Genomic DNA, 26,583 nt, shown 5'->3' with positions numbered 1-26,583 from the left:
TTTTTCCCTTATTGCCGTAGGAAAACTACATCGGCACTGCTGTCAGAAAGCCAAGAGCAAGTTTATACAAAAAGAACCGCTTGTCATCCAGTAAATAAAAATCGGGTTTCGATGAAAGCAAAACGCCCGGCATCAGCCGGGCGTTTTGCCTGAAATTGAGATAGGTTGGCTGGTATTAGCCCGCAAGCCCCATTCCGCCGTAGGGGTGGAAGAATACCCATGTGATAATGAGGAAGAGCGGTAGCAGGACGCTCAGTGACCAAGCCATGTAGCCAAAAAAGCTGGGCATCCTGATGCCGCGATCTTCGGCGACGGCCTTGACCATGAAGTTGGGCGCGTTACCGATGTAACTCATCGCCCCCATGAAGACCGAGCCCGCCGAAATCGCCAGCAGCGTCGAGGGCATCTGATGCATCAGATGGATGGCATCGCCATGCGCCAGATTGAAAAACACCAGATAAGTGGGCGCATTGTCGAGGAAGGCCGAGAGCGAACCGGACATCCAGAAGAACATGTGGTCGCGTGGCGCACCGTCTGCAGCAAAGACCAGCGCCACCAGCCCGGAAAGCGCCCCCTGCTCGCCGGCACGCAGAATGGCAATGGCCGGAGCCATGGCAACAAAAATCCCGGCAAACAGCTTGGCTACTTCCTGGATGGGGCCCCAGCTGAAATCGTTCCCGGCACGCACGGGTTTCGGGGTGATGCGCAGCGACAGCAGCCCCAGTCCGATCAGCGCCAGATCCCGTGCCAGATTCTGCAGTTGCCAGTGCACCGGCCCCAGTTCCAGCGTGATGCCGGGATTCCAGATGCCGGATAGTACGACGCAGGCGACAGCGGCCAGCAGTAGCGGGATATTGCGCTTGCCATGAATCTTGATCGGCGAATCCGGGGTCTTGTCAAAGGGCAGCACGCCTTCCTTGCGGAAGTAATAACTGTCGATGGCAAAGAACACGGCCAGCAATACCGCGCAGGCGAAGGCAACCAGCGGCAGCATGTGCTGCAGGGTCCAGAAAAAGCCGACCCCTTTCAGGAAACCCAGGAACAGGGGCGGGTCACCGATCGGTGTGAGGCCGCCGCCGATATTGGCCACGATGAAGATGAAAAACACGATCACGTGGACATTGTGGCGGCGGTTGTCGTTGGCCTTGATCAGTGGGCGGATCAGCAGCATGGCGGCGCCGGTGGTGCCCATCAGCGAGGCCAGAATGGCACCCAGCGCCAACAGGCCGGTGTTGAGCAATGGCGAGCCATGCAGATTGCCCCAGATCAGTATCCCACCCGAGATGGTATAGAGCGCAAACAGCAGGATGATGAAGGGGATGTATTCCTCGACCAGGGCATGAATGACAACCGTGCCGGCGGTGCCCCCGCCAAACAGGATCGCGCACGGCAAGAGAAAGGCCAGCCCCCAGAAGGCGGCAACCTTGCCGAAGTGCAGATGCCAGAAGTGCGGAAGGAACAGCGGGCAGAGCGCGATCGACAACAGAATGCCGGCAAACGGCAGTATCCACCACAGCGAAAGCTGGCTGCCGTCCAGTGCGGCGGCATGAGCCAGGGCGGGCAGCAGAAAGAACAGGGCGCTGGAGAGCGCTTTCAGGGCAAAATGCATGAACGTGATTCCGGTACGGACGAAACCGGCCACAGGGGGCCGGCAGGCGGCGATCAGGGCTGGATGAATTCGATCTTGTAGCCGTCGGGGTCTTCGACAAAGGCAATGACGGTGGTGCCGTGCTTCATCGGCCCCGGCTCGCGGACAACCTTGCCGCCCTTGGCGCGTACGGCCTCACAGGTGGCGTGAATGTCGTCAGTGGCAATCGCGAGGTGGCCGAAGGCCGTGCCCAGTTCATAGCTGTCGGTATCCCAGTTGTGGGTCAGCTCGATCACGGTGTGATGGGCCTCGTCGCCGTAACCGACAAACGCCAGCGTGAAGCGGCCTTCGGGGTAATCGTTGCGGCGCAGCAACTGCATGCCGAGCACACCGGTGTAGAACTGGATGGAGCGATCAAGATTGCCGACCCGCAGCATGGTATGAAGCAGACGCATGGCTGGAATTCCTCAGGGATGGTGGGAAAATCAGCCGGCAGTCTACGGCAGGCTGGCGGGAGTGTCAGCGACGAAATGTCAAAAAGATGAATGACGCGCTTGACAGCGCTTGGTAAAGCTTTATAATCCGGCCTCTCTGGAAAACGGGTCGGTAGCTCAGTGGTAGAGCAGCGGACTTTTAATCCGTTGGCCGTGGGTTCGACCCCCACCCGACCCACCAAACTCCAGAATGGGTTGTTAGCTCAGTTGGTAGAGCAGCGGACTCTTAATCCGTAGGTCCACAGTTCGAGCCTGTGACAACCCACCACCCCTTTCAAGACGCACCGGTTTTCCGGGGTGTCTTCGGGTTGTTAGCTCAGTTGGTAGAGCAGCGGACTCTTAATCCGTAGGTCCACAGTTCGAGCCTGTGACAACCCACCAATTCCAAAGCCCGGCTTCATGCCGGGCTTTGTCATTTCAGCGCTGCGGGCTTTTGCAGGCAAACCCTTACCAGGGGTTTACCCTTATGTCGACGAGTTGTAACCAACATCCCCATAAAAACCGCTAGAATCACCCGTTTGGAATGGCGGGTATGCGCCATTCTGCAACAGCCGCCTGGGTGGCTAACAATACAGAACGGCCGCGCCACCAAGGCAGCAGCCAGTCAGATAACTGGGGAAACGAATCCGATGAAAATCAAGACACTGGCCTGGCTGTGTGGTCTGGCGCTGGGCGGCGCGTTGCTGGCTGAGTCCGCGGTGGCCGAGACGCTGCGTTCGGCAACCGAGCGCGCGATTCTCAACAATCCCGACGTCAAGGCGCGCTGGTATGACTTTCAGGCATCGCGCGACGAGATCGGTGTTGCGCGTGGCCGCTATCTGCCGCAGGTGAATCTGCAGGCCTATGCTGGCCAGGAAACACAGAGCCGGCCGAAGCAGGATCGCAATTCCTTCAGTCACCCCGGTGCCAGCATCGAGCTGCGCCAGATGCTCTTTGACGGTTTTGCCGTGCAGAACGAGGTGCGCAGCCTCGGTTATGCGCAGCTGAGCAAATACTACGAGTTGCTGGCATCTTCCGACGAAGTGGCCCAGCTGGTGGCCAAGGCTTACTACGATGTGTTGCGCTATCGCGAGCTGGAAAAGCTGGCGCGTGGGAACTATGCGGTGCACCGCGAGCTGTATGACCAGATCGAAGAGCGTGTGAAGGCCGGTGTCGGCCGTCGGGTCGATCTGGAGCAGGCTGCGGGCCGTCTGGCGCTGGCGGAGTCGAACTGGCTGGTGCAGAAAGCCAACCTGCAGGATGTCAGTACTCGTTACACCCGTCTGGTGGGGACGCCACCGGCGGGCGATCTCGAGCCTGCGCCCAATCTGGCCAAGGAGCTGCCCGCTTCCGCCGAGCTGCTGAATACGGCCATCCGCCAGAGCCCCAGCTTCTTGGCGGCGGTGTACAACGTCCGTGCTTCGCGTGCTCGTGCCGAGGTGCAGAAAAGCGGCTACTGGCCGCAGGTTGAATTCCGTGCCTCGCAAGGGCTGGACCAGAATCGCGATGGCATCGATGGCGATTACAAGGATGGCGTCGTGCAGGTCGTGCTGAATTACAACCTGTTCCGCGGTGGCGCTGACCGCGCGCGGGTCAACCAGTATTCGAACCAGCTCAATTCCGCTTACGAGATGCGTGACCGGATCTGCCGCGATGTGCGTCAGTCCACCGTGATTGCCTGGAATGATGTCAATCGCCTCACCGAACAGCTGCGTTACCAGGAGCAGCATGCGCTCTCCACGGCCAAGGCGCGCGAAGCCTACCAGCGTCAGTACGACATCGGTCAGCGCTCGCTGCTGGATCTGCTGGATAGTGAAAACGAATTGTTTACTGCGCGTATGTCGGTGGTAAATTCGCAGTATGACCAGCTGTTTGCCCAGGTGCGCGTGCTGGGAATCAGCAACCGCCTGTTGCCGGTGCTGCAATTGCAGCCGCTGGAGCCGCAGGCGCCGGAGCAGGATCTGGGGGGCGCGCAGGAGAATGACATGGAAATCACCTGCGCGGTGCCCTTGCCGGATGAGGTCACGCTCGATCGCGCAGCGGCCATGGCCGAACGTCCACCGCGTGCCGCCGATCCACTGCTGACGGCTGCCGGCGAAGGCAAGAGTGCCGAGCCCGCTGCCGACAAGGCGGTACTGGATGCGGTGACGGCCTGGGCAGCGGCCTGGTCGGCCAAGGATGCCGGCAAATACCTCGACAGCTATGCCGGCCAATTCAAGCCAGAGCAGGGCAGCCGTGCCGACTGGGAAAAGCAGCGCCGTCAACGTATCGAAAAGGCGGGTACGATCAGCGTCAAGGTCGAGGCGCCGGTGGTGAAGAAGCTCGACGACAAGACCGCGGAAGTGAGCTTCAGCCAGAGCTATCAGTCCGACAGCTACCGCGATCAGGTGCAGAAGGTACTGACGCTGTCCCGTGAGGATGGCAAGTGGAAGATCATCCGCGAAGCTGTACGCTAAGCCCGCGTCACTCTGGCACAATGCACCCGCAGATCCTGTCTGCGGGTGTTTGTTTTTGCAGGTAGCCCATGAAAATCATTCTGATCGCGCTCGGCCACAAGATGCCGAGCTGGATTGAGGACGGCTTTGCCGAATACGTGAAGCGCATGCCGCGCGAATTTGCTGTGCAGCTGATCGAACTGAAGCCCGACAAGCGGGTGGGCGCGAAGACGCCGCAACAGGTCATGGCGGAAGAGGCCGAACGGATTCTGGCCGCTGTACCGCAGGATGCGCGACTGGTAGCGCTGGACGAGCGCGGCGCCAACTGGACCACGATGCAGCTGGCCGAGCAGGTCAAGCGCTGGCACGGCGACGGCCGCCCGGTGGTCTTTGTGATCGGCGGCACTGATGGGCTTGATCCGAAGGTGAAGCAGCGTGCCGACCAGCTGCTGCAGCTTTCGGCGCTGACACTGCCGCACGGCATGGTGCGGGTACTGCTCGCCGAGCAGCTGTATCGCGCGGTGTCGATCCTGAACAATCATCCCTACCATCGCGAGTAGATACCCAGGTATCTATATCGATGAGGGTGTTTTCAATAAATTGGCACAGCCATATACCCATGATTTCGAGTTTGCCATGACTGATATCCAGCTTTACCTGGCTTCCGGCAGCCCGCGCCGGCGCGAACTGCTTGCCCAGCTTGGCGTGCGCTTCGCAGTGATTCGTGCGGACATCGACGAAACCCCCCTGCCGGATGAAACTGTCGAAGCCTATGTATTGCGACTGGCGCGCGAAAAAGCACTGGCAGGCTGGCGTGCGGCCGGCGAGCCGGCGTTGCCGGTACTGGGTGCCGATACCACGGTGGCCCATGACGGGCGGATTCTTGGCAAACCCGCGGATGCTGCGGATGCGGCGGCGATGCTGCGGGATCTGTCCGGCTCGACACATGCGGTGCTGACTGCGGTGGCGGTCTGCGCCGGTGGCGAAGTCGAAGTGACACTGTCGGCCAGCTCGGTGCGCTTCATGCCACTCGGCGAAGCACAGATCGCCGCGTATGTGGCCAGTGGCGAACCTCTGGACAAGGCCGGAGCCTATGGCATTCAGGGCTGGGGTGGGCTATTTGTCAGCGACCTGTCTGGCAGCTTCACCGGCGTGATGGGCTTGCCGGTGCACGAAACGGCGTTGCTGTTAGCCCGGTATGGTCTGGGTCATCTGGCTGAGGCTTGAGCGCAGCACGGTCGGCAGTGCCGCCGGCTTGCTGGCCTTGCGGGCTGGCCGGTGCCGCTGCAGGCGGTCGATGATCAGGGCCGGGCTGCGGTTTTCACGCCAGTTGGCCGCCAGCAGCCGCCAGACTTGCGGGTCATAGCCATCCAGTCGCCGCAGTTCGCGCAGGCCGTGACGCAGGGCACCACCCAGAATCAGCGCGACGGCCATGTGGTTGCGCTGATGACTGGTCGCCGCATTGACCACGTAATGGCTTGAGGCCAGTGAGCGCAGATAGCAGCGCACGATGTCATCATGCACATCGCTGCGCTGGCAGTACGCTTCACGATCGGCCAGCGACTCAAAGCGGCTCGCAATCTGCAGGTGCGCCAGAACCGGCATCAGGTTGCAGCCGTCGCCGCGCGGGCTGCGGCGATGCATTTTGCGGGCAAAGGCCAGCATGCCGGCATCATCGCGGCGTTCGGTGTAGGCCAGCACCAGTTGCAATTGCCCCCAGTAGTGGCGCGGGGCGCGCTGGCGCAGCGCCGCGAAGCGCTCTTCCAGCGTATCCATGTCCTTGCCCAGTGCACAGCCGACCGCAATCCCGACACAGAAGGGCAGGGGATCATCCGGTGCGAGGGTGTGCGCGCGTTGCAGGCAGTCATCGGCTTCCTGCAGCAGCGTATGCTGTTCCAGCGGGCTGCTGAGCTTGCGGGTCAGCGCTAGCAGGGTGCAGGCGTGGGCGAGCAGGGCTGGCAGATTCGGTTGCAGCAGCAGCCAGTTTTCGACGGCTTTGCCGTTGCAACTCAGTGATTGCAGTGCGGGAAATTGCAGCTCGGCAGGCAGGCGGGCAAACTGTTGATTCAGTTCGGCAAAACGCTGCTTCTGCAGCAGGGCATGCAGCGCGGAAATCCGTCCGTCCTCGGTCTGTTGCCGTGGACGCGGACTAAGCCCGGCGGCGGAAAATGCCCCGAACAATTGCTGCAAGACCTGTTTCATTGCGCTTCTCCCCGTGCGTAGCGAGCATGCTAGCTTTGCCTCCGCGGCCGTGCAATAAAAATGCCACGTACCGAGAGGTATGTGGGATTGCTGAAGCAAGGCGGCGCGTTACTGCGCCATGCGGCTTATTCGGTGTCGGACAGCAGTTTTTGCAGTTCGCCGTTGCCGAACAGTTCACGCATGATGTCGGAGCCACCGATGAACTCGCCCTTGATGTAGAGCTGCGGAATGGTCGGCCAGTTGGCGTAGTCCTTGATGCCCTGACGGATTTCCGGGTTTTCCAGCACATTGATGGCAACAAATTGCGCGTTGCAGTTTTTCAGGATCTGCACGGCGCCGGCGGAGAAGCCGCATTGCGGGAAGGTCGGGGTGCCCTTCATGAACAGCACGACCGGGTTTTCGGTAACGGTTTGGTGAATGAATTCCTGGGCGGTCATGATGATCTCTCGCGGGAAAGGTTGATTAAAATACTCGGGTAATTGTAAGGCAGAATCGTCAGCGCGGGCAATCCTCCGGATGGACGAGCTGGCCCAGCGTCACCCGGTCGTTGTCGCCCAGATCGCGGCAGGTGGCAATCTGCGTGAAGCCTGCCTCGGCCAGCAGTTGGCGGCAGGCTTCCCCCTGATCAAAGCCATGCTCCAGCAGCAGCCAGCCGCCCGGCTGCAGATGCACCGGAGCACCGGCAACAATCCTGCGCAGATGGATCAGGCCGTCACCTTCGTCGGTGAGTGCACCGCGGGGCTCGAAACGCAGATCACCCTGCGCCAGATGTGGATCGTGCTGTTCGATATACGGCGGATTGCTGACGATAATGTCGAATACCTGCCTGGCCAGCGCCGTGTACCAGTCGGACTGGGCAAACGCGACCTTGGCGCCGAGCCGGCTGGCATTCTCGCGGGCTACCGCAAGCGCGGCGGGCGAGACATCGACGGCACTGACCGCCAGATCGGGGCGCTCGCAGTGCAGCGTGACCGGAATACAGCCCGAACCGGTACCGAGATCGACAATGCGCGCGCCCTTTGCCGCGCGGGCCAGTGCCAGCTCGACCAGTAATTCGGTATCCGGGCGCGGAATGAGTACATCCGGTGTCACGCGGAAGCTGCGACCGAAAAACTCGCGCTCGCCCACCAGATAGGCCACCGGCTCGCCATGGCGGCGGCGTTGCGCCAGTGCCGCAAAGGCGCTGGCGTGCTCGGACAATGCCGGGTCGTCGCCATGGGCAATCAGCCAGGCGCGGCTTTGCTGGCAGACGTGCAGCAGCAGTACCTGCGCATCAATGCGCGCCAGGCCGCTCTGGCGTAGCAACTGCTGATAGCTGGCGTGGGTGTTCATGGGTATGTTTTTGAAAGCCTTATTCGGTATGGCCTTCAGCCCTAAGGGTGTGCGGGTTTAAAGGACGTAGCGCGCCAGATCGACATTGCTGGCCAGTTTGCCGAGCTTCTCCTCGACAAACGCGGCATCAATGCTGACCCCGCCGCTGCGGGCATCAAAGGAAATGTCCTCCAGCAGCCGTTCCATGACCGTATGCAGCCGTCGCGCGCCGATGTTTTCGGTGGTCTCGTTGACCTGCCAGGCGGTTTCCGCCAGCTTGCGGATGCCATCAGTGGTGAAGTCGAGCTCGACGCCTTCGGTGGCCAGCAGCGCCTGATACTGTCGGGTCAGCGAGGCGTCGGTTTCCGTGAGGATGCGCACGAAATCCTCGACCGTGAGCGAAGCCAGCTCGACCCGGATCGGGAAGCGGCCCTGCAACTCAGGAATCAGGTCGGACGGCTTGGCCAGATGGAAGGCGCCGGAGGCAATGAAGAGGATGTGGTCGGTCTTCACCATGCCGTATTTGGTCGACACGGTCGAGCCCTCGACCAGCGGCAGCAGGTCGCGCTGAACGCCCTGCCGGCTGACCTCGCCGCCGCTGCCTTCGGCGCGGGTGGTCACCTTGTCGATTTCGTCAATGAAGACGATGCCGTGCTGCTCGACAGCGCGCAAGGCTTCGGCCTTGGCGTCGTCCTCGTTGACCAGCTTGGCGGCTTCTTCGTCGGCGAGCAGCTTCAGGGCTTCTTTCACCTTCAGCTTCTGCGACTTTTTCTTGTCAGCGAAGGCACCCTTGAACATGTTCTGGATCTGGCTGGAGAAGTCCTCCATGCCCGGGGGGCCAAACACTTCCATGCTTGGTGCGGCTGCGGCGACGTCGATTTCGATGTCCTTGTCGTCGAATTTGCCTTCGCGCAGCATCTTGCGGAATTTCTGCCGCGTTTCGCTCTGGCCGTCATCGGAATTCACTGTGCCGTAGCTGCTGGCAGGCGGGGGCAGCAGCACATCCAGAACGCGGTCTTCCGCGGCGTCTTCAGCGCGCAGGCGGTTCTGCTTCATCAGCCGGTCGCGCACCTGCTTGACGGAAATTTCCATCAGGTCACGGATGATGCTGTCGACATCCTTGCCGACGTAACCGACTTCGGTAAATTTGGTGGCTTCCACCTTGATGAAGGGCGCATCGGCCAGCCTGGCCAGACGGCGGGCGATTTCGGTCTTGCCCACACCGGTCGGCCCGATCATCAGGATGTTTTTCGGCGTGATCTCATGCCGCAGCGGCTCGGCCACCTGCTGGCGACGCCAGCGGTTGCGCAGCGCGATGGCCACGGCCTTTTTGGCATCATTCTGGCCGACAATGTGCTTGTCGAGTTCGTGGACGATTTCCTGGGGCGTCATCTGGCTCATGCGCATTCCTCGTTTTCTTCGGCGTTCAGCCCTTCAAGATCGGGTTGAATGCGCGAATTTAAAGGGGAGCGTCGCAAAGCCGCTGCGGCTGGCTGCAATGCGCTTGGGAATTCTGACCGCGGCGTTCTACACTGGCATTCGGGTGTACCGAAATGGTATGCAGAAATACCGGAGTTGCTATGAGTGGACTGGATGATGACTGGCTTGAGGACGATACGGCAGGCGATGCCGGCGTCGCGCAGGTCGAGCCCTGGAATGTGCTGGTGGTCGATGACGAGCCGGATATCCATCATGTCACCCGTCTGGCGCTGACCAATATCTCCTTTCTTGGCCGGCCACTGAACATCATTTCCTGTTATTCGGGGCGAGAAGCCGTGGCGCTGCTCAAGGAGCGTCATGACATTGCGCTGATGCTGCTGGATGTGGTGATGGAGACCGAAGATGCCGGCCTGAAGGTGGCGCGCATCATCCGTGAAGAGCTGCACAACCACTGCATCCGCATCATCCTGCGGACCGGCCAGCCTGGCGTGGCGCCCGAGCGCCACGTGATCGAGTCCTACGACATCAACGATTACAAGGCCAAGACCGAGCTCACGCGCGACAAGCTCTATACGGCGGTGTTGGGCACATTGCGCTCGTACAACGACATCATGACCATCGAGCATCAGCGGCGCATGCTGGATGCCAACCGCCGTGGGTTGATCAAGGTGGTCGATGCATCGACCACGATTTTCCGTCAGCAATCGATTGAGCAGTTCGCCCAAGGCGTGCTTGAGCAGTTGCAGGCACTGCTCTTTTTCGAACAGGAAGCGCTGTATGTGGTGGTGAACGGCGGCATGACGGCCCTGAGTCATGGCGACCAGATCAAGGTGATGTACGCCACCGGGGGTTACCAGGATTACTGCGGCAGAGTGCTGGATGATGCTGCGCTGACCCGCTTCAAGGCATCGATTGACGAAGCCATCCAGGCCAAGCGCAGCGTCTATGCAGCCGATCATTTTGTCGGGTTCTTCCAGGCGCCGCATGGTGCCGTCAACCTGCTGATCATCGACGGGCCGGTCGAGCTGTCGCATCCGGATTCCGATCTGGTCGAGCTGTTCTGCCGCAATGTGGCGATTGCCTACGAAAACCTGATGCTGAACAAGGAAATCGAGGATACCCAGCGCAGCATCATCTACCAGCTTTCCGAGGTGGTGGAAAACCGCTCGACGGATACCGGCAAGCACATTCACCGCATGGCTGAGTTTTCCTACATCCTGGCCCGGGAAATCGGTCTGGACGAAGAGGAAGCCCAGATCATCAAGGCGGCCAGCCCGTTGCATGACATTGGCAAGGTCGGGATTCCAGATCGCGTACTCAACAAGCCCGGCCGGCTGGACGACGAAGAGCGTCGCGTGATGGATACGCACGCCGAGTTGGGCTACAAGATGCTCAAGGATGCCAAGCCGCGCATTTTGCAGATGGCGGCGACGATTGCTTACGAACATCATGAAAAGTGGGATGGCAGTGGCTATCCGCGCGGGCTCAAGGGTGAGGACATCCATATCGCCGGGCGCATCATTGCCCTGGCCGACGTGTTCGACGCACTGACACACGCCCGTTGCTACAAGCCCGCATGGCCACCGGAAGATGTGATCAAGACGGTGAAGGATGGCAGCGGCACGCACTTCGATCCGCAGCTGGTAGAGGCATTTATGCGTGCGCTACCCAGGTTCGAAGCCGTGGTCGAGCAGTACGTCGACAAACCCGAACCCTGATTGCGGTGTACGTGTTGATACAGGCCGGCTGCATGCCGGCCTGTTGCATTTCCGCGTACAATCGGCGGTTTCCCGCATGATTTCCGGTGACTGCCATGGCCAATGACTATCTGCAACGCATCCTGACCGCCCGCGTCTACGACGTCGCCATTGAGTCGCCGCTGGAAATTGCCCCGAATCTGTCCCGTCGTATCGGCAACAACGTGTTGCTCAAGCGCGAGGACATGCAGCCGGTATTCAGCTTCAAGCTGCGCGGTGCCTACAACAAAATGGTCAAGCTGTCGCGCGCCGAGCTGGATCGCGGCGTAGTGGCCGCGTCTGCCGGCAATCACGCACAGGGCGTGGCCATGTCCGCGCAGGCGCTGAAATGTCGCGCCATCATCGTGATGCCGGCAACGGCTCCGCGCATCAAGGTGGATGCCGTAACCCGCCGTGGCGCCGAGGTCGTACTGGTGGGGGACTCGTATTCCGACTGCTACGCGCACGCGGTCAAACTGGCCGAAGAGCAGGGCATGACCTTTGTGCATCCCTACGACGATCCGGAAGTGATTGCCGGTCAGGGCACCATCGGCATGGAATTGCTGATGCAGCACCCCGATCCGCTGGATGCGATCTTTATCCCGGTCGGCGGCGGCGGTTTGCTGGCAGGGGTGGCGGCCTACATCAAGGCCCTGCGCCCCGAGGTGAAGATCATCGGGGTCGAGCCGACCGATGCCAATGCGATGTACCTGTCGCTGAAGCTGGGCAATCGCGTGAATCTGCCGCAAGTGGGCATCTTTGCTGACGGTGTGGCGGTGAAACAGGTTGGCGAAGAAACTTTCCGCCTGTGCCAGGAGCTGGTGGATGACGTGATCCTGGTCGATACCGATGCCATGTGTGCGGCCATCAAGGATGTGTTCGAAGACACCCGTTCGATTCTGGAGCCGGCCGGGGCACTGGCGATTGCCGGCGCCAAGGCCTGGGCTGCGCGCGAAGGCGTGCAGGGCAAGACACTGGTGGCGATTGCTTCCGGTGCCAACATGAATTTCGACAGGCTGCGCTATGTGGCCGAACAGGCCGAGATGGGCGAGCAGCGCGAAGCCATCATTGCCGTGACGATTCCGGAACAGCCGGGCAGTTTCAAGGCATTTTGCGAGCTGCTGGGTGCGCGCAACATCACCGAATTCAATTATCGCTATTCCAGCGCTGAGGCTGCGCATGTGTTTGTCGGCCTGTCGATCCAGAACCGCAGCGAAGTGGTCGATCTGATCGAGAAGCTGGCGGCAGCCGGGCTGGCCGCACTGGATCTCTCGGATAACGAGGTCGCCAAGTTGCACATCCGCCATCTGGTGGGAGGCCGCGCCCCGCAGGTGACGCACGAGCGACTGTTGCGTTTCGAATTCCCCGAGCGCCCGGGCGCGCTGATGGCCTTCCTGAACGGGATGAATGTCGGCTGGAATATCAGCCTGTTCCACTACCGCAATCACGGTGCCGATTATGGCCGGGTGCTGGTCGGCATCCAGGTGCCTGACAGTGATCAGGCGCAGTTTGCCGAATTCCTGCAGATGATCGGCTATCCGTGGTGGGATGAAAGCAGCAACCCGGCCTACCAGCTGTTCTTGGGTGATTGAGGTATTGCCATGCAACCCTTTAATTTAAAGGGCTGCATTCAGATACCCATGAAAAAACCGGCGCGAGGCCGGTTTTTTCATGGCGTGCGGCGGGCTTAGTCGATCAGCCCTTCGAAGAGCTTGGTCGACAGGTAGCGCTCGCCAAAGGATGGAATGATCACCGCAATCAGCTTGCCGGCATTTTCCGGGCGCTTGGCAACCTGCAGAGCGGCCCAGACGGCGGCACCGGCGGAAATGCCGGACAGGATGCCTTCCTGGGTGGCCAGCGCACGTGCGGTGGCAAAGGCGTCATCATTGGTCACGCGGATGACTTCGTCGTAAGCCTGGGTGTTGAGTACCCCCGGAACAAAACCGGCACCGATGCCCTGGATCGGGTGCGGGCCTTTCTGGCCGCCCGACAGCACCGGGCTGGCATCCGGCTCGATGGCCACGGCCTTGAAGGACGGCTTGCGCGCCTTCAGGACTTCGGCCACGCCGGTAATGGTGCCACCCGTGCCAACCCCGGCAATCAGGAAATCGATCTGGCCGTCGGTGTCATTCCACAGCTCTTCGGCGGTGGTCTTGCGGTGGATTTCCGGATTGGCCGGGTTTTCGAACTGCTGCGGCATGAAGTAGTTGGCGTGCTCCTCGGCGAGCGCTTTGGCTTTGGCAATCGCGCCGCCCATGCCTTCCGGCCCCGGGGTCAGCACCAGCTCGGCGCCATAGCCGCGCAGCAGGGCACGACGTTCCTTGGACATGGTTTCCGGCATGGTCAGTACCAGCTTGTAGCCACGTGCCGCGCAGACCATCGCCAGTCCGATCCCGGTGTTGCCCGAGGTCGGCTCGACAATCACCGTATCCGGACCGATCTTGCCGGCGGCTTCGGCGGCATCAATCATGCTGACGGCAATCCGGTCTTTCACACTGTGGCTGGGATTCATGTATTCCAGCTTGGCGACCACGGTGGCAACGCAGCCATCGGTAACGCGGTTCAGTTTGACCAGCGGGGTGTTGCCGATCAGGTCGGTAACGCTATTGGCGATTTTCATCGGGCGTGATCCTGCGGTTGAGTGGGGAATTGCGCTTGATTCTAGCCGCGAAAGCGGGTCGAATGAAAATGATAAAAGCTCACAAGGAAAGATCATGCAGTTCTATCGTGTCGGCGGCGCTGTGCGCGACCGTTTGCTGGGCCTGCCCGTGCAGGATGTCGACTGGGTGGTGGTCGGCGCGACCCCGGAGGCGATGGTGGCGCAGGGCTATCAGCCGGTCGGCAAGGATTTTCCGGTCTTTCTGCATCCGCGCACGCATGAGGAATATGCGCTGGCGCGTACCGAGCGCAAATCCGGTCATGGCTACAAGGGGTTTACGGTGTTTGCCGACCCTTCCGTAACGCTGGAAGAAGACCTGCTGCGTCGCGACCTCACCATCAATGCGATGGCCGAGGATGCCGAGGGCAACATCATCGACCCGTATCATGGTCGGGCCGATCTGGCTGACCGTGTGTTGCGCCATGTTTCGCCGGCATTCGCCGAGGATCCGGTACGGATTTTGCGTCTCGCCCGGTTTGCCGCGCGTTTCGGCTTTGCCGTGGCACCGGAAACCATGACGCTGATGCGCGAGATGGTTGCCAGCGGCGAAGTCGATCATTTGGTTCCCGAGCGCGTGTGGCAGGAAATCAGTCGCGGGCTGATGGAGGCGCAGCCGTCGATCATGTTCGGTATTTTGCGGGAAAGCGGTGCGCTGGCGCGCATTGCACCGGAAATCGAGGCGCTGTGGGGCGTGCCGCAGCGGGCGGATTACCACCCTGAAGTGGATACGGGTGTGCACGTGATGCTGGTGCTGGATTACTGCGCGCAGCAGCAGTATCCACTGGCGGTACGCTGGGCGGCACTGTGTCACGATCTGGGCAAGGCAGCCACGCCCCCCGATATCCTGCCGCGGCATATTGGTCACGAGGCACGAGGCGTGCCGCTGGTCGAGGCACTGTGCGAGCGCCTGCGTGTGCCGGTGGACTGTCGCGAGCTGGCGGTACTGTGCTGTCGCGAGCACACGCTGGTGCATACCGCAGAGCAGCTGCGCACGAGCACCTTGCTGGATCTGCTGCAGCGTTGTGATGCCTTGCGCCGGCCGGTGCGTTTCACGCAGCTGCTCCAGGCCTGTCTGGCCGATGCGCGCGGGCGAACGGGCTTCGAGCAGTGCGCCTACCCGCAGCACGATTATCTAGTGCGGGCGCTGGAATTGGTACAGGCCGTCGATGCGGGGGCAGTGGCGCGGCAATGTGCTGAAAAGGCCCGTATTCCGGAGGCCGTGCGCCAGGCGCGACTGTCGGCCCTGGGGGCGATCGGCAAGTGCTGAAGATCGGGTAGTCCTTTAGTCTGATCTGGCATTAATCAGTAAACGATAAAATGCCACTTGTTCCTGTTGTCGCCTGGAGGTGGGAATTTGTCCGCGCTTGCGATAGTCGCTGGTATACGGGATAACCCTTATGCATTTGGCTTGACACCCCCCCTGTACCCATAGCATTCTCCGTCTACGCCAATAGCGATGCGGTAAGACGCGTTAAGCCACTTTTCCGGTGACGATGATGGAAAGTTAAGTGGTATTAATGTGCGGCGGATGGCGGGCTCCGAAGATGGGTTCGGGGCAATCTCGGTACAGGCTGCAGGCAGCCACGATTGCGCACAACGAGGACCCTCTCAGTCCTTGCTTACAAACCGGCCCTCGGGCCGGTTTTTTTTTGCCTGCTCCCGTCGGGTCTGCTCGCGGTATCATCGCATTTTGTTTTGCATTGCTCGCTCGCCATGTCCCAGCACAAACCCATCCGCCTGATCGTCGGTCTTGGCAACCCCGGTGCCGAATATGCCGCAACCCGTCACAATGCCGGCTTCTGGCTGGTCGATACTCTGGCGCGCGAAGCCGGCGCCAGCCTGCGGCTGGACAGTAAATTCCATGGCCTCGCCGGCCGTGGCCGCCTGCATGGTCAGGATGTCTGGTTCCTGGAACCACAGACCTATATGAACCGCAGCGGGCTGGCGGTCGTTGCACTGGCCCAGTTCTACAAGATCCTGCCCGACGAGATTCTGGTGCTGCATGATGAGCTCGACATCGGTCCCGGCCAGCTCAAGCTCAAGCAGGGCGGCGGCAATGGCGGGCATAACGGCTTGAAGGACATCCAGTCGCATCTTTCGACCCCCAATTTCTGGCGGCTGCGTATCGGGATCGGTCATCCGGGTAACAAGAATGAAGTGGCCAGCTTCGTGCTCAAGCCGCCGCGGCGCGAAGAACAGGAACTGATCGACGCCGCGCTGTTGCGTGCTGAGCAGGGTATGGCTCTGGTGCTGGTCGGCGAGATGGGCAAGGCCATGGCCCAGTTGCATACCGACGAAGCCAAGAAGCGCCAGCACAAGGCTGCGCCGGGCGAAGCGCAATGACAGCCGCTGCGCGTGTGCCCGTCAATCTGGTGACCGGTTTTCTCGGGGTGGGCAAAACCACGGCGTTAACGCATTTGCTGGCAGACAAGCCGGCAGACGAATACTGGGCGGTGGTGGTCAACGAATTCGGTGAAGTCGGTATCGATGGTGCCACGCTCTCCAGCTGTGGCGAGGGGCTGCAGGTTGCCGAAGTGCCGGGTGGCTGCATCTGTTGTACGACCAGCCCGCTGCTGCGAGTTTCGCTGACACGCTTGCTGCGCGCGCGACGCCCCGCCCGGCTGCTGATCGAGCCGTCTGGCCTGGGACATCCGGCCGGGATCGTCGATCTGCTGCGTGATCCCATGCTGGCCAAGGCCTTCGAGCTGCGGGGGGTGATTACATTGCTGGATCCGGCTCATGTTGGCGATGCCCGCTACAACAGCCATGAAACCTGGCGCGATCAGCTGCAGCTGGCCGATGTGGTGGTGCTGAACAAATGCGACCGTGCGGATGTGGCGCAGCTGCAACTCGCCCGTGAGCTGGTCGGCAAACTCTATCCGCCCAAACTGGCTTGTCATGAGACCAGCCAGGGCATTTTCCCTGCCGGGTTGCTGGATATCGAGCTGCAACCCGAGCGCTGGGGGAAGGCGCCGCAGATCCCGAGCGCGCACCAGCGCAGTCCCGTGCAGCCAATGCGGCGCAACAAGCCTGCCGCAGAGCCTGCGCCGGAGGCTTGGCCGCTGCGCAAGGCGCAGTCCAGCCTCGATTCGCACAGTTGCGGCTGGATTTTTCCGGCAGAGACGCAGTTTTTCAGTGCCGCTTTGGCCGGATTGTTCGAGCGCTTGGGGCAGGATGCCGCACTAGGTCTTGCCGGACTGAGTCGGGCCAAGGGGGTGTTCCATACCGAACGTGACTGGTACCGCTTTGACTGGGTCGACGGCTATCCCGGCGTGCAAGCTTCGGCCTACCGGCGTGATAGCCGCTGCGAGGTAATTGTGCACGCAGAAAAGGCGCCCGACTGGAGCGCCTTTGAACAAGTGCTGCTGGATGCTGTAATCAACCCGAAAACCCTTTCCGGGATATCGACAGGGGATTCAGACTAGCAGCGGCGTGCGCTTATGCCTCTTGAGTTGCCAGTAGCGCATTCACCTGGCGCTGACCGGTGTCGGCTGCGCCGCGATGACCGGAGCGGCGCAGCGCAGTCAGCCATTGTTCGATGATCGGGGCGAATTCGTCGGCATGGCGCACTTTGCCCAGCTGTTCGCCCAGGCGATCGGCCCAGCTCTGGCCCAGGTATTGCTGGCTTACATCGAGAATCACCTTGCGAGCCGCATCCAGTTGCCGGGTATTACTGACCGGCAGTTTGGGGGCAATGGTCACGGGGCCGGCGAAATCGAGCGGGTCGACCTTGGTTTCCTTGACGGCCGCGATCATCCCCAGGTTGCGCAGCTTCAGCAGCATGCCGGGTACATCTTCACCGGGCAGGAGCGCCGCAAGAATGGTCGCGTCGCGCTTGCCGTCTATCGTGATCAGCAGGCGGCGTTCTTTCTGGCTGATCAGTCCGCCGCGTTCATTCAGCTCGTTGACCCCGAGTGCGGTCTTCTGGAAGAGAGTGCTATCCATGGTGCTCACCAATCTTGCAACGTCGTCTTACCGATATAAGGCTTTTATGATGTAGTTGCAATAGCGAGGCTACATTTTCTGACCGACGTGGCCGTGATGGCACCCGGGTGTTGTTTTGATCTAACGCAAATTCAGCGCAATGCCGCGCGGATTTGGGACATGTGGCTTTCCGCGATGCCGTCGAAGCCCGCTGCCAGCATGCGCTTGTGCCAGGCATCGATGCAGAAGTTGAGGTCGTCCGGGCCGCTGAGGTTATCAAACAGATCAATCAGCATGGTATCCAGTGCATCGTTCAGGTATTGCTGGCTGCACATGGCCAGGATCATGCGGATCTGAGCCAGATTGCGTGCTGAAGGCAGGCCGTTAACCTGCAGCGGTGCCGTCGCCGGACTGCTGTGCGTCGCCGCTGGCGCGGGAGCGGGAGCGGGGCGGGGTGGGGCTGGGGCGACATCGTGCAGCAACTCGATCAGGTGCTGGCCGAGCAACTCCTGCAAGCGCTGGCTGAGTTCGGGTTCCGGGACAAAGCGCTGCAGATCAGCGACGGTTTTCTTGCCGTCCACCATGATCAGAACCTGGCGCTGCTTCAGCCCCAGTCCCAGAACGCGTTCCTGGACTTCGTCCAGTCCCAGTTGCGTTTTGCTAAAACGGTATGTCAGTTCCATATCCCAACCCCCCTGATGATGCGAGCATTCCGGATGCTTCTTCTGCGATTATTAGCAGTCGATTATACGGCCTGCTGTGCGCAACCGGGGATCAGGTGAAGCTTTTATGACGACAAATAACTACAGTCCGCCATAGGAATGCAGGCCCGACAGGAACATGTTCACCCCGATGAAGGCGAACGTCGTGATGAATAGTCCGCCAACCGACCACCATGCGAGTGTCGCGCCGCGCCAGCCTTTCACCAGCCGCATGTGCAGCCAGGTCGCGTAATTCAGCCACACGATCAGTGCCCAGGTTTCTTTCGGATCCCAGCTCCAGTAGCCACCCCAGGCATCGGCAGCCCACATGGCACCCAGAATGGTGGCGATGGTGAAAAACAGGAAACCCACGGCAATGGCTTTGTACGAAATCTCATCCAGCACCGCCGGGGCAGGCAGGTAGCTGGCCAGCTGGCCGCGATTGGCGGCCACCACGCACAGCAGTGCCGCGCAGTAGGCAAATTTTGCGGCAAACATGGCGCGTGGCGCGCCGGTTTCGCCCAGAGCACCAGCGCCCAGATGCAGGCCCAGACCCAGTACCGCAATCAGGGCGGCGGCCAGCCAGAGGCTGCGGCGCTGGCTGCTGGACTGATTGGCCGGCTCTGCCAGCAACCAGGCGACGCCGAGCATGGCGGCCATGGCAAAGGCGCCATAACCCACAAAATTGGCCGGAACGTGGATCTTCATCCACCACGACTGCAGCGCCGGAATCAGCGGCTGGATTTCATGGGCCTGGCGGTCGAAGGTGTACCAGATGATGAAGCCGACCGCCGCCGAGATGACCAGCAGCACGAAGGCGCCCATGCTGCGGGCCTGGTAGCGCGCCTCGTAATAGAGATACATCAGCGCCGTGATCAGGCAAAACAGGATGAAGACTTCATACAGGTTGGAGACCGGAATATGCCCGACATCCGCGCCGATCAGGTAGCTCTCATACCAGCGAACCAGCTTGGAGATCATCGCGGCTGCGGCCGCGGCCCAGGTCAGGCCACTGGCAACGCCCAGCGCCGTAGCGGATTTGCGCAGCAGACCGACCCAGTACATCAGCGTGGCCAGGAAGAACAGCACGCACATCCACATCACGGCAGACTGGCTGGACAGTGCGTATTTCAGCCAGAAGCGGCTGCTGCCGTTGGCAAGAGCGCCGTCATACAAGCCGATGGCGCCGAGCGCCAGCAGGCCGCACAGCGGCAGGAATACCCGCAGTGGTTTCCAGAACCAGCCCAGCCAGACGATGCCGGCGGCACTGCCGAGCAGGATGCCCTGCTCGTAATAATCCAGATAGTTGCCGTACTGCTTGAAAGTGAGTGCCGCGGCGAAGAGGATGAGCGCGGCGAAGGCGTAATCGAGGCGCCCGATCGGTGTGCGAAGCGTGTGGTTCATGGTGTTTCCTTGTCTTGCTCCTGTTCCGCGGCGGTCTGGGGGAGCAGTACGGCGCGGTGCAGGTCGAATTCACGGTCGAGGTCAGCGGTGCGGCGATTACTGGTCAGTGCCAGCAGTGTGCCCTGCGGGCTCAGGCGGATCCACAGCCGGTTTTCCCGGATATAGAACATGCAGAAAATCCCCAGCACCAGCAGCAGCGAGCCCAGATAGACCACATTCTTGCCGGGTGAGCGGGTCAGCTGAAAACCGCTGCCTTTGACTTCATCAAAACCTTCGAGCTGGATCAGTGCCGGTCGCCCGTAGTCGAACAGGTTGCTGATGGCGACCAGTGCATCCTGGTTGAAGCGGAAGGCTTTGGCATCTTCGGCCGGAGTGGGCAGGCCGGCGCGGCTATTGGCGATTGCCAACGCTTCGAAGGTCGCGCCCTGCAGCACTTTCAGGTAGGTCTGGGCAACGACATTGCGTTGCGCTTCGGGGACGCGTTCGGTCAGGAAGCGGTCGATTTCCGGGAAGCCGCCACGAGCGAACTGCTCCAGCACGCCCAGCGTGATCTGCTCGAACTGCTCGCGTCCGCTGGCGGACACACCTCCGGCAGCGAAGGCTTTGGCCGTCGTCTGGCGGGCGATCACGGCGTGCTGTGCGGGATCGGTCAGGATCGCGCGCAAGCGCATGAAGGTGTCGAGGCGGTTATCGCTATCGAGGGGTATGCGGACAAAGCCGAATGATTCCGAGACTTCCCTGCGTATACCCGACAGCATATAAAAGGCGCCATCTTCCTGCCATGGCAGCATGTAGCTCTGGTATTCAATGGCTTGCCCGGTTTCGTCGCGCAGCTTGAACTGCTGCATCGGACCGAAATTGCGGACATTGTGGTCGCCTTTCACGCTTTGAGCGACGGCCATGGCGCTTTGCAGGTTGTCCGGTTCGGCGGAGGTGCGCCCCATGTTCTGGATATTGATCGGGCGGAAGTCGCCCAGCTCCAGCGTGTAGCGTTTGCCTGCGATGCTGATGTCCTGGCTGACCTGGGAACGCGTGGCCACGGCGCTGGCCTGACTGCTGGCCAGATCCCAGACGCGCAATTGCAGGCCCGAGCCACCATCGCCAAAGCTGGATTGATAGATGGCGACACCATCGACAATCAGTGGTTTGTTGACTTCGACCGTGCCGCTCTTGAGCAGTTTGCCGTTCAGATCGAACACGTCGATATCGCTGGCAAAGCGCTTGGGCTGGCCAGTGCTGTAATGCTCGATGTGGAAGGCCTTCAGCTGCAGGCGGAATGGCAGTTCCTGCACGAAATAGCCTTGCCCGGCATTCAGGAAAATGACGTCCGCAGCCGAGCCCTCGGAGAGAAAGACATTGCCGCGGAAGCTGAGGTTATCGGCCTGCAGGCGGCTGGCGGGTGGAATCTGGTCCAGCGGGATCGAGCGGACTTCGGGGTGCTTGACGCCGAAGGCTTCCGCCAGCTTGAGCGGCAGGTTGCCATCCATCAGCCCGCCGAGACAGATCACCACGATGGCGGCATGGGCAAAGAAATACCCCAGCTTCTGGTAACTGCCTTTCTTGGCCGCGTAGAGTGTGTAGTCTTCGCCCTCGCGGACGCGCCAGCGGTAGCCATGCGCGCTGAGATGCGCGGTGACGCTCTCGGCGGCCAGGGGGGCGGGGCTTTCGAGGTGGTGGCTGATGCGCTGCAGGGATGACAGCGTGGCGCGCTCGCGGAAGGAGCGCATCTCGCGCAGCATTCCCGGAACATGTCGCCAGATGCACAGGCTGGTTGAAACCACCAGGAACGTCAGGATCAGCAGAAACCAGGCCGAGTGATACACGTCGAAGAGCCCGGCCGCCTCGAAATGCTGGAACCAGAATTCGCCGAATTCGATGCGATAGTTGTTGTAGGGCTCGTTCTGCTTGAGCACGGTGCCGATAACACTGGCAATCGCGAGCACAACCAGCAGGCTGACCGCAAAGCGCATCGACGACAAGAGATCGAACAGGGCGCGGGGTAAAGAAGATCGGGAACGGTTCATGAGCCGGAAAATGTCAAAGAGGGGCGTGACGCGCCCCTCTTGGATGAAGGCCGCCGCAATTGGTTCCGCGGCGACCGGACCTGCATGGCCAGTGCTTACTTGTGCAGGGACTGGATGTATTCGGCGACAGCCTTGATTTCGGCATCAGACATCTTGGCGGCGACGTCGGTCATCACCTGGTTATTGCCACGCTCGCCGGTGCGGAAGGCCTTCATCTGGTCAGCCACATAGGAAGCATGCTGGCTGCTCAGGCGCGGATACTGGCCCGGAATGCCGGCGCCGCTCGGGCCGTGACAGGCCATACACGCCGGAACATTCTTGCTGGCGATGCCACCACGATAGATTTTCTTGCCGGCCGCAACCAGATCCTTGTTGGATGAGCCGCGTTCCTTGGAGGTCTGCTCGGCAAAGTAGGCCGCCACATTCTGCATGTCGGCATCCGACAGCGGCGTTGCCATGCCCAGCATCACGGCAGCCTGGCCGTTTTTGCGCTTGCCTGCCTTGAATTCCTGCAGCTGCTTCACGATGTATTCCGGATGCTGGCCAGCAAGGCTCGGGTTGGCCGGGATCACACTGTTGCCATCGGCGCCGTGGCAGGCGGCACAGACGTTATCAACGATTTTCTTGCCCTCCTGCGGGTTGCCCTTGCTGGCAGCCGACGCAAAGGGAATGGACAGGAAAAGTGCGGCAATGGTGATGGCGGCGGATACGCGGCGCATGGTGTGTGCTCCCTCAGTGAGGCGGTCCGCCGGTCTAGCGCGGCGGTTGGATTCGATCAAATCCTGTTATTCTATAACAAGACTTTTTTTCAAACTACTTTGGCCGCTCTCTGATGTCGCTCTTTCGTGGTCTGCAATTCCTTACTACCGTCAATGACCTGCGTTCACTGCCGAACGAAGGGCTGGAGGTCGCCTTTGCCGGGCGCTCCAATGCCGGAAAATCCAGCGCGATCAATACGCTGGCCAATCATACCCGCCTGGCGTTTGTTTCGAAGACCCCCGGCCGCACCCAGCACATCAATTACTTCGATTTTGGGCAGGAGCGCCGGCTGGTCGATTTGCCGGGTTACGGCTACGCCGAAGTGCCCGCAGCAGTGCGTGCGCACTGGGAAAAGCTGCTGGGGCTGTATCTGGTTAACCGTAGTAACCTGATCGGGCTGGTGCTGATCATGGATTCGCGCCGCCCGCTTACGCAACTGGATTGCCAGATGCTCGACTGGTTCCTGCCGACCGGCAAGCCGGTGCACTGCCTGCTCACCAAATCGGACAAGCTGAGCAAACAGGACAGCATCAAGGTGCTGCGCGAAGTGAAAAAGCAGTTTGCCGAGCTCCCCCAGGTAACGGTACAGCTCTTCTCCAGCCTGAAAAAACAGGGTGTCGAGGAAACCGAAACGATCGTCGGGCAGTGGTTTGCGCAGGCGCTTGCCGCACAGGCCGAGCAGTTCATGGATGACCCTGATCACGAAGCAAGCATACAAGACACTGACGAGCGGTAATCGATTCCAGTTTGCTTTTCCGGCGAACTTTCCTAATGTTCAATCGGGTGCGCCCCTGCACCCCCCGCTTTTCCTCCCTGAGCGGGAGCTCCGATCAGATCGGAGCACACATTGGGCCCCGGCTGTCCCCTTGAGCCGGGGTTTCTTTTTTTCTGCCATCCCCCGCCGTCATTGCATTCGCTGAGGGATTCCCGAGTTGGCAATTCCGCAGTGTAAGCCATACTGCAGAAACATTCTGGCTGATGCCGGGCAGGGTCGTCCGCCGGCCTGTTCTGCCTGATGCTTGTCAACGGATATCCCCTGACGATGCTGCGCTTTCTGGCTCTGCTTTCTTCCTACTTTGCGGCTGGCTGGCTGGGTTTGCGCATGCCCGCGGTGGATGCCCATATCACCCTGATCTGGTTGCCGACGGGCATTGCCGTTGCCGGGTTGTTTTGCTGGGGCAGGGGTTTGTGGCCCGCGGTGGCACTGGGGGCGCTGCTGGTCAATTTGACCATCGGCTCTCCCTCGCTGGCAGTGGCCATTGCTCTTGGGAATACGCTGGCGCCGCTACTGGCTGTCGAACTGTTGCTGCGCACGGGATTTCTGGCCAGTTTTGCCCGCCAGCGCGATCCGTTGCTGTTGCTGCTGGCCGCCGCTGTTGGAATGCTGATCTCGGCAGGCGGCGGCGCGCTCAGTTTGCTGCTGGCCGGTGTTATCCCGGCTGCCGCCTTCGCCAGTGCCTTTCTGACCTGGTGGCTGGGGGACGCGGTGGGTGTCCTGCTCGGGGCGCCACTGTGCATGCTGATCCTTGCTGGCTGGCGCAGGCCTGGCTGGCGCGAGCTCAGGGAAATGCTGGCGTGGCTGGTACTGGCGCTGCTGTTTGGCTGGTTCATTTTTCTGCGCAGCGATTCGGCGACGGGTCATTTGCCTCTGGCATTTCTGCCGGTGTCGCTGGTGGCTCTGGCTGCAATGCGCTTCGGCATTGCTGGCGCCGTGATTCCCAGCCTGGCTTTTTCCGTGCTGGCGGTGTTCGGTTCGGCAACCGGACGCGGGGTATTTGCGCTGCATGATGCTGCCCAGGTGCCCTATCTGGTGTGGGCATTCATGACCACCTGCGTGGTGACGGGCTTGCTGATCACCGCCTTGCAGGCCGAGCGCAAGCGGATGGAGAGCACGCTAAGAGAGAGTGAACAAAAATTGCGTGGTTTGTACGAGCTGTCGCCAATCGGGATCGCCATGACCGATATGCAGGGGCGGTATCTGGAATTCAACCAAGCATTCCTGCAGATTTGCGGTTACTCGGCAGACGAGTTGCGTGCGCTGGATTACTGGCAACTCACGCCCAGGCACTATGAGGCCGATGAGCAGCGGCAACTCGAGCAGCTGCAGCGTACCGGGCGCTACGGGCCGTATGAAAAGGAGTACATCCGCAAGGATGGCAGCCTGATTCCGCTGCTGCTCAATGGTACGCTGGTCTCCGATCGCGATGGCCAGTCCTGCATCTGGTCGTTTGTCGAGGACACCACTGAAAGCCGTCGCATCCAGCGGCAGATGCAGGCGGTACTGGCCGAGCAGCGCGCGATGCTGGAAAACGACCTGATCGTGATTTTCCGCGTCAGCCAGCGGATTATCCGCTGGACCAATCGCGCATTCGATCGGCTGCTTGGTTACCAGCCGGACGAATTGATCGGACAAAGTACCCGGGTGCTGTATCCGGATGAGGCTGGCTATCTGGCGCTGGGCGAGGCGGCTTATCCTTTGCTGGCACAGGGGCTGGTATACCGTGCAGAACATCAGTTCGTGACCAAAACCGCGGAAATCCGCTGGGTTGAAGTGAGTGGTGCGATGCTCGATCTGGATAATGGCGAGTCGCTGTGGGCGCTGGTCGATGTGAGCGAGCGCCGCCGCTCGCAGGCCGCCTTGTCGCAGGCCAAAGAGGCGGCCGATGCGGCCAATGCCGCCAAAAGCCAGTTCCTGGCGACGATGGCACATGAAATCCGTACACCGCTGAACGGGGTGCTCGGGATGGCGCAATTGCTGCTGCAAGAGGAATTGTCCGAGCGCGAGCGGCGGGATTACGCCCGCATCATTCTCGGATCCGGTCAGGTATTGCTGACGCTGCTGAATGACATTCTGGATTTTTCCAAAATCGAGGCCGACAAGCTGCAGCTGCAGAGTGTCGTTTTCCATCCCGCCCAATTGCTGGCGGAAACCGCCGCCCTGTTTGCCGAGCTGGCCAGAAGCAAGAATCTGCAGCTCGAACAGTGCTGGCATGGCGACGCCCGGGGCCGCTACCGGGGCGATCCGGTGCGCCTGCGACAGATGCTTTCCAATCTGATCGGCAATGCGATCAAATTTACTTCCGTCGGTATAGTCCGCATCGAAGCCCGCGAACTGGCACTGGCTGACGATCGTGCCGAGCTGGAGTTCAGCGTCAGCGACGATGGGATCGGCATTTCGCAGGAGCAGCAGGCGTTGTTGTTCCAGCCGTTCTCGCAGGTGGATGCATCAAACACCCGGGCGTATGGAGGCACCGGGTTGGGGCTGTCGATCGTGCGCAAGCTTGCCTTGATGATGCAGGGCGATGTCGGGGTACGCAGCCGGGAAGGCGAAGGCAGTTGCTTCTGGTTTCGGGTGCGGGTTGAGCCGGTTGCCGCCGATGACGAGGCGCGCGAGCAGTTGCGCGACCGGGGCGGGCAAAGTGACCTGCCGCAAATTGCCCGGCTGGTGCTGGTAGTCGAGGACAACGCCACCAACCGGATTGTTGTGGAGGCGATGCTGAAAAAACTGGGACAGCGAGTGGAATGCGTCGAGCACGGGCTGGCTGCGGTTGAGCGGCTGAGCCGTCTGCCCAGGCCCGATCTGGTCCTGATGGATTGCCAGATGCCGGTCATGGACGGCTACGAAGCCACCCGCCAGATCCGCCAGCAGGAGCTGGCGCGCGGTCAATCACCCATTCCGATCATTGCGCTGACGGCGGGGGCCTATGAAGCAGATCGCCAGCAATGCCTGCAGGCCGGAATGGATGCTTTTCTGTCCAAACCGGTGATGCTGAAGGATCTGCAAGCCATATTGCCGTCACTGCCTGCTGCTGACGGCTCCGCGCCACACCTCACCGGATCGTCGCCATGAATGCCATGCAAGCCATGCATGAAAATGCTTCAGCGGCGGGGTGAGTGGCGGCTGTTATAGTCAGTGTTTTGTCACCG

At 60.9% G+C, this 26,583-nt stretch carries 22 protein-coding genes and 3 tRNA genes; 13 read left to right on the top strand and 12 right to left on the bottom strand.

The features are described from left to right. Positions 1 to 175 precede the first annotated feature (175 nt). Both INR99_RS01665 and gloA read right to left on the bottom strand, forming a co-directional pair. Positions 176 to 1,609 carry a sodium:proton antiporter gene (locus INR99_RS01665; RefSeq protein ID WP_194114548.1) on the bottom strand — a complete coding sequence of 478 codons (1,434 nt, stop codon included), beginning with the start codon at positions 1,607 to 1,609 and terminating at the stop codon, positions 176 to 178. A 53-nt stretch (positions 1,610 to 1,662) separates the two neighbouring features. Then, positions 1,663 to 2,043, bottom strand: a complete 381-nt coding sequence (gene gloA, locus INR99_RS01660) for a lactoylglutathione lyase (protein ID WP_194114546.1) — start codon at positions 2,041 to 2,043, stop codon at positions 1,663 to 1,665. Positions 2,044 to 2,188: 145 nt separating this feature from the next. On the opposite strand from gloA, the gene INR99_RS01655 reads away from it, so the two are divergent. The 6 genes from INR99_RS01655 to INR99_RS01630 all read left to right on the top strand — a co-directional run bounded on the left by INR99_RS01655 (position 2,189) and on the right by INR99_RS01630 (position 5,723). Further along, a tRNA-Lys gene (locus INR99_RS01655) sits at positions 2,189 to 2,263 on the top strand. An 11-nt stretch (positions 2,264 to 2,274) separates the two neighbouring features. Then, positions 2,275 to 2,350 (top strand) — tRNA-Lys (locus INR99_RS01650). Between the two features lie 37 nt (positions 2,351 to 2,387). Continuing rightward, a tRNA-Lys gene (locus INR99_RS01645) sits at positions 2,388 to 2,463 on the top strand. Between the two features lie 248 nt (positions 2,464 to 2,711). Next, complete coding sequence (locus tag INR99_RS01640) at positions 2,712 to 4,517, top strand: TolC family outer membrane protein (protein ID WP_194114545.1); 1,806 nt, start codon at positions 2,712 to 2,714, stop codon at positions 4,515 to 4,517. Positions 4,518 to 4,585: 68 nt separating this feature from the next. Beyond that, positions 4,586 to 5,056, top strand: coding sequence for a 23S rRNA (pseudouridine(1915)-N(3))-methyltransferase RlmH (gene rlmH / locus INR99_RS01635; protein WP_194114543.1), 471 nt, complete (start codon positions 4,586 to 4,588; stop codon positions 5,054 to 5,056). Positions 5,057 to 5,132: 76 nt separating this feature from the next. Next, positions 5,133 to 5,723: a Maf family protein gene (locus INR99_RS01630; protein WP_194114542.1), complete on the top strand. Its 591-nt coding sequence runs from the start codon at positions 5,133 to 5,135 to the stop codon at positions 5,721 to 5,723. Here the strand turns inward: INR99_RS01630 and INR99_RS01625 are convergent. The 4 genes from INR99_RS01625 to hslU form a co-directional block, all read right to left on the bottom strand. Then, positions 5,685 to 6,698 carry a hypothetical protein gene (locus INR99_RS01625; RefSeq protein WP_194114541.1) on the bottom strand — a complete coding sequence of 338 codons (1,014 nt, stop codon included), beginning with the start codon at positions 6,696 to 6,698 and terminating at the stop codon, positions 5,685 to 5,687. The two genes, INR99_RS01630 and INR99_RS01625, sit on opposite strands and share 39 nt — an antisense overlap. Before the next feature lie 125 nt (positions 6,699 to 6,823). Further along, a complete protein-coding gene (gene grxD, locus INR99_RS01620; protein WP_194114540.1) occupies positions 6,824 to 7,135 on the bottom strand; it encodes a Grx4 family monothiol glutaredoxin in 312 nt (103 codons plus the stop codon). Between the two features lie 58 nt (positions 7,136 to 7,193). After that, on the bottom strand, positions 7,194 to 8,030 hold the full coding sequence (prmC, locus tag INR99_RS01615; RefSeq protein WP_194114539.1) for a peptide chain release factor N(5)-glutamine methyltransferase: 837 nt from the start codon (positions 8,028 to 8,030) through the stop codon (positions 7,194 to 7,196). 57 nt (positions 8,031 to 8,087) lie between these two features. Beyond that, positions 8,088 to 9,410: an ATP-dependent protease ATPase subunit HslU gene (gene hslU / locus INR99_RS01610; RefSeq protein ID WP_194114537.1), complete on the bottom strand. Its 1,323-nt coding sequence runs from the start codon at positions 9,408 to 9,410 to the stop codon at positions 8,088 to 8,090. A gap of 179 nt (positions 9,411 to 9,589) precedes the next feature. Here hslU and INR99_RS01605 point away from each other — a divergent pair, with 179 nt between their 5' ends. Both INR99_RS01605 and ilvA read left to right on the top strand, forming a co-directional pair. After that, a complete protein-coding gene (locus INR99_RS01605) occupies positions 9,590 to 11,167 on the top strand; it encodes a response regulator (RefSeq protein ID WP_194114536.1) in 1,578 nt (525 codons plus the stop codon). A 95-nt stretch (positions 11,168 to 11,262) separates the two neighbouring features. Then, positions 11,263 to 12,777 carry a threonine ammonia-lyase, biosynthetic gene (gene ilvA / locus INR99_RS01600; protein ID WP_194114535.1) on the top strand — a complete coding sequence of 505 codons (1,515 nt, stop codon included), beginning with the start codon at positions 11,263 to 11,265 and terminating at the stop codon, positions 12,775 to 12,777. A 95-nt stretch (positions 12,778 to 12,872) separates the two neighbouring features. Here ilvA and cysK read toward each other — a convergent pair whose 3' ends face one another. Next, positions 12,873 to 13,805 (bottom strand): cysteine synthase A, encoded by a 933-nt coding sequence (cysK, locus tag INR99_RS01595; RefSeq protein WP_194114534.1) that lies wholly within the window; start codon positions 13,803 to 13,805, stop codon positions 12,873 to 12,875. 94 nt (positions 13,806 to 13,899) lie between these two features. Between cysK and INR99_RS01590 the strand changes: the two genes are divergently transcribed. The 3 genes from INR99_RS01590 (at position 13,900) to INR99_RS01580 (ending at position 17,269) form a co-directional block, all read left to right on the top strand. Continuing rightward, entirely contained in the window at positions 13,900 to 15,111 is a 1,212-nt protein-coding gene (locus INR99_RS01590; RefSeq protein WP_194114533.1) for a multifunctional CCA addition/repair protein, read from the top strand. A gap of 446 nt (positions 15,112 to 15,557) precedes the next feature. Beyond that, positions 15,558 to 16,187, top strand: a complete 630-nt coding sequence (gene pth / locus INR99_RS01585; RefSeq protein ID WP_194114532.1) for an aminoacyl-tRNA hydrolase — start codon at positions 15,558 to 15,560, stop codon at positions 16,185 to 16,187. Then, a complete protein-coding gene (locus INR99_RS01580; protein ID WP_194114531.1) occupies positions 16,184 to 17,269 on the top strand; it encodes a CobW family GTP-binding protein in 1,086 nt (361 codons plus the stop codon). The genes pth and INR99_RS01580 overlap by 4 nt, the downstream gene beginning before the upstream one ends. Positions 17,270 to 17,282: 13 nt before the next feature. Here the strand turns inward: INR99_RS01580 and INR99_RS01575 are convergent, their stop codons facing one another. The 5 genes from INR99_RS01575 to INR99_RS01555 all read right to left on the bottom strand — a co-directional run bounded on the left by INR99_RS01575 (position 17,283) and on the right by INR99_RS01555 (position 22,616). Then, positions 17,283 to 17,789, bottom strand: a complete 507-nt coding sequence (locus tag INR99_RS01575) for a hypothetical protein (RefSeq protein ID WP_194114530.1) — start codon at positions 17,787 to 17,789, stop codon at positions 17,283 to 17,285. 131 nt (positions 17,790 to 17,920) lie between these two features. Continuing rightward, the gene (locus INR99_RS01570; protein ID WP_194114529.1) at positions 17,921 to 18,451 is read right to left on the bottom strand and encodes a hypothetical protein; all 531 of its coding nucleotides are present in this window, start codon (positions 18,449 to 18,451) and stop codon (positions 17,921 to 17,923) included. A gap of 120 nt (positions 18,452 to 18,571) precedes the next feature. Beyond that, positions 18,572 to 19,873 carry a c-type cytochrome biogenesis protein CcsB gene (gene ccsB, locus INR99_RS01565; RefSeq protein WP_194114528.1) on the bottom strand — a complete coding sequence of 434 codons (1,302 nt, stop codon included), beginning with the start codon at positions 19,871 to 19,873 and terminating at the stop codon, positions 18,572 to 18,574. After that, positions 19,870 to 21,897: a cytochrome c biogenesis protein ResB gene (locus INR99_RS01560; RefSeq protein WP_194114527.1), complete on the bottom strand. Its 2,028-nt coding sequence runs from the start codon at positions 21,895 to 21,897 to the stop codon at positions 19,870 to 19,872. The genes ccsB and INR99_RS01560 overlap by 4 nt, the downstream gene beginning before the upstream one ends. 95 nt (positions 21,898 to 21,992) lie before the next feature. Next, complete coding sequence (locus INR99_RS01555; RefSeq protein WP_194114526.1) at positions 21,993 to 22,616, bottom strand: c-type cytochrome; 624 nt, start codon at positions 22,614 to 22,616, stop codon at positions 21,993 to 21,995. Positions 22,617 to 22,729: 113 nt separating this feature from the next. Here INR99_RS01555 and yihA point away from each other — a divergent pair, with 113 nt between their 5' ends. Beyond that, positions 22,730 to 23,392, top strand: coding sequence for a ribosome biogenesis GTP-binding protein YihA/YsxC (gene yihA / locus INR99_RS01550; protein ID WP_194114525.1), 663 nt, complete (start codon positions 22,730 to 22,732; stop codon positions 23,390 to 23,392). A gap of 306 nt (positions 23,393 to 23,698) precedes the next feature. Continuing rightward, a complete protein-coding gene (locus INR99_RS01545; RefSeq protein WP_194114524.1) occupies positions 23,699 to 26,506 on the top strand; it encodes a PAS domain S-box protein in 2,808 nt (935 codons plus the stop codon). Positions 26,507 to 26,583: the final 77 nt, after the last annotated feature.

It is taken from the genome of Chitinilyticum piscinae (genome assembly GCF_015223195.1).
Taxonomy (GTDB): Bacteria; Pseudomonadota; Gammaproteobacteria; order Burkholderiales; family Chitinibacteraceae; genus Chitinilyticum; species Chitinilyticum piscinae.
This window is presented reverse-complemented; position numbering and strand designations above follow the sequence as displayed.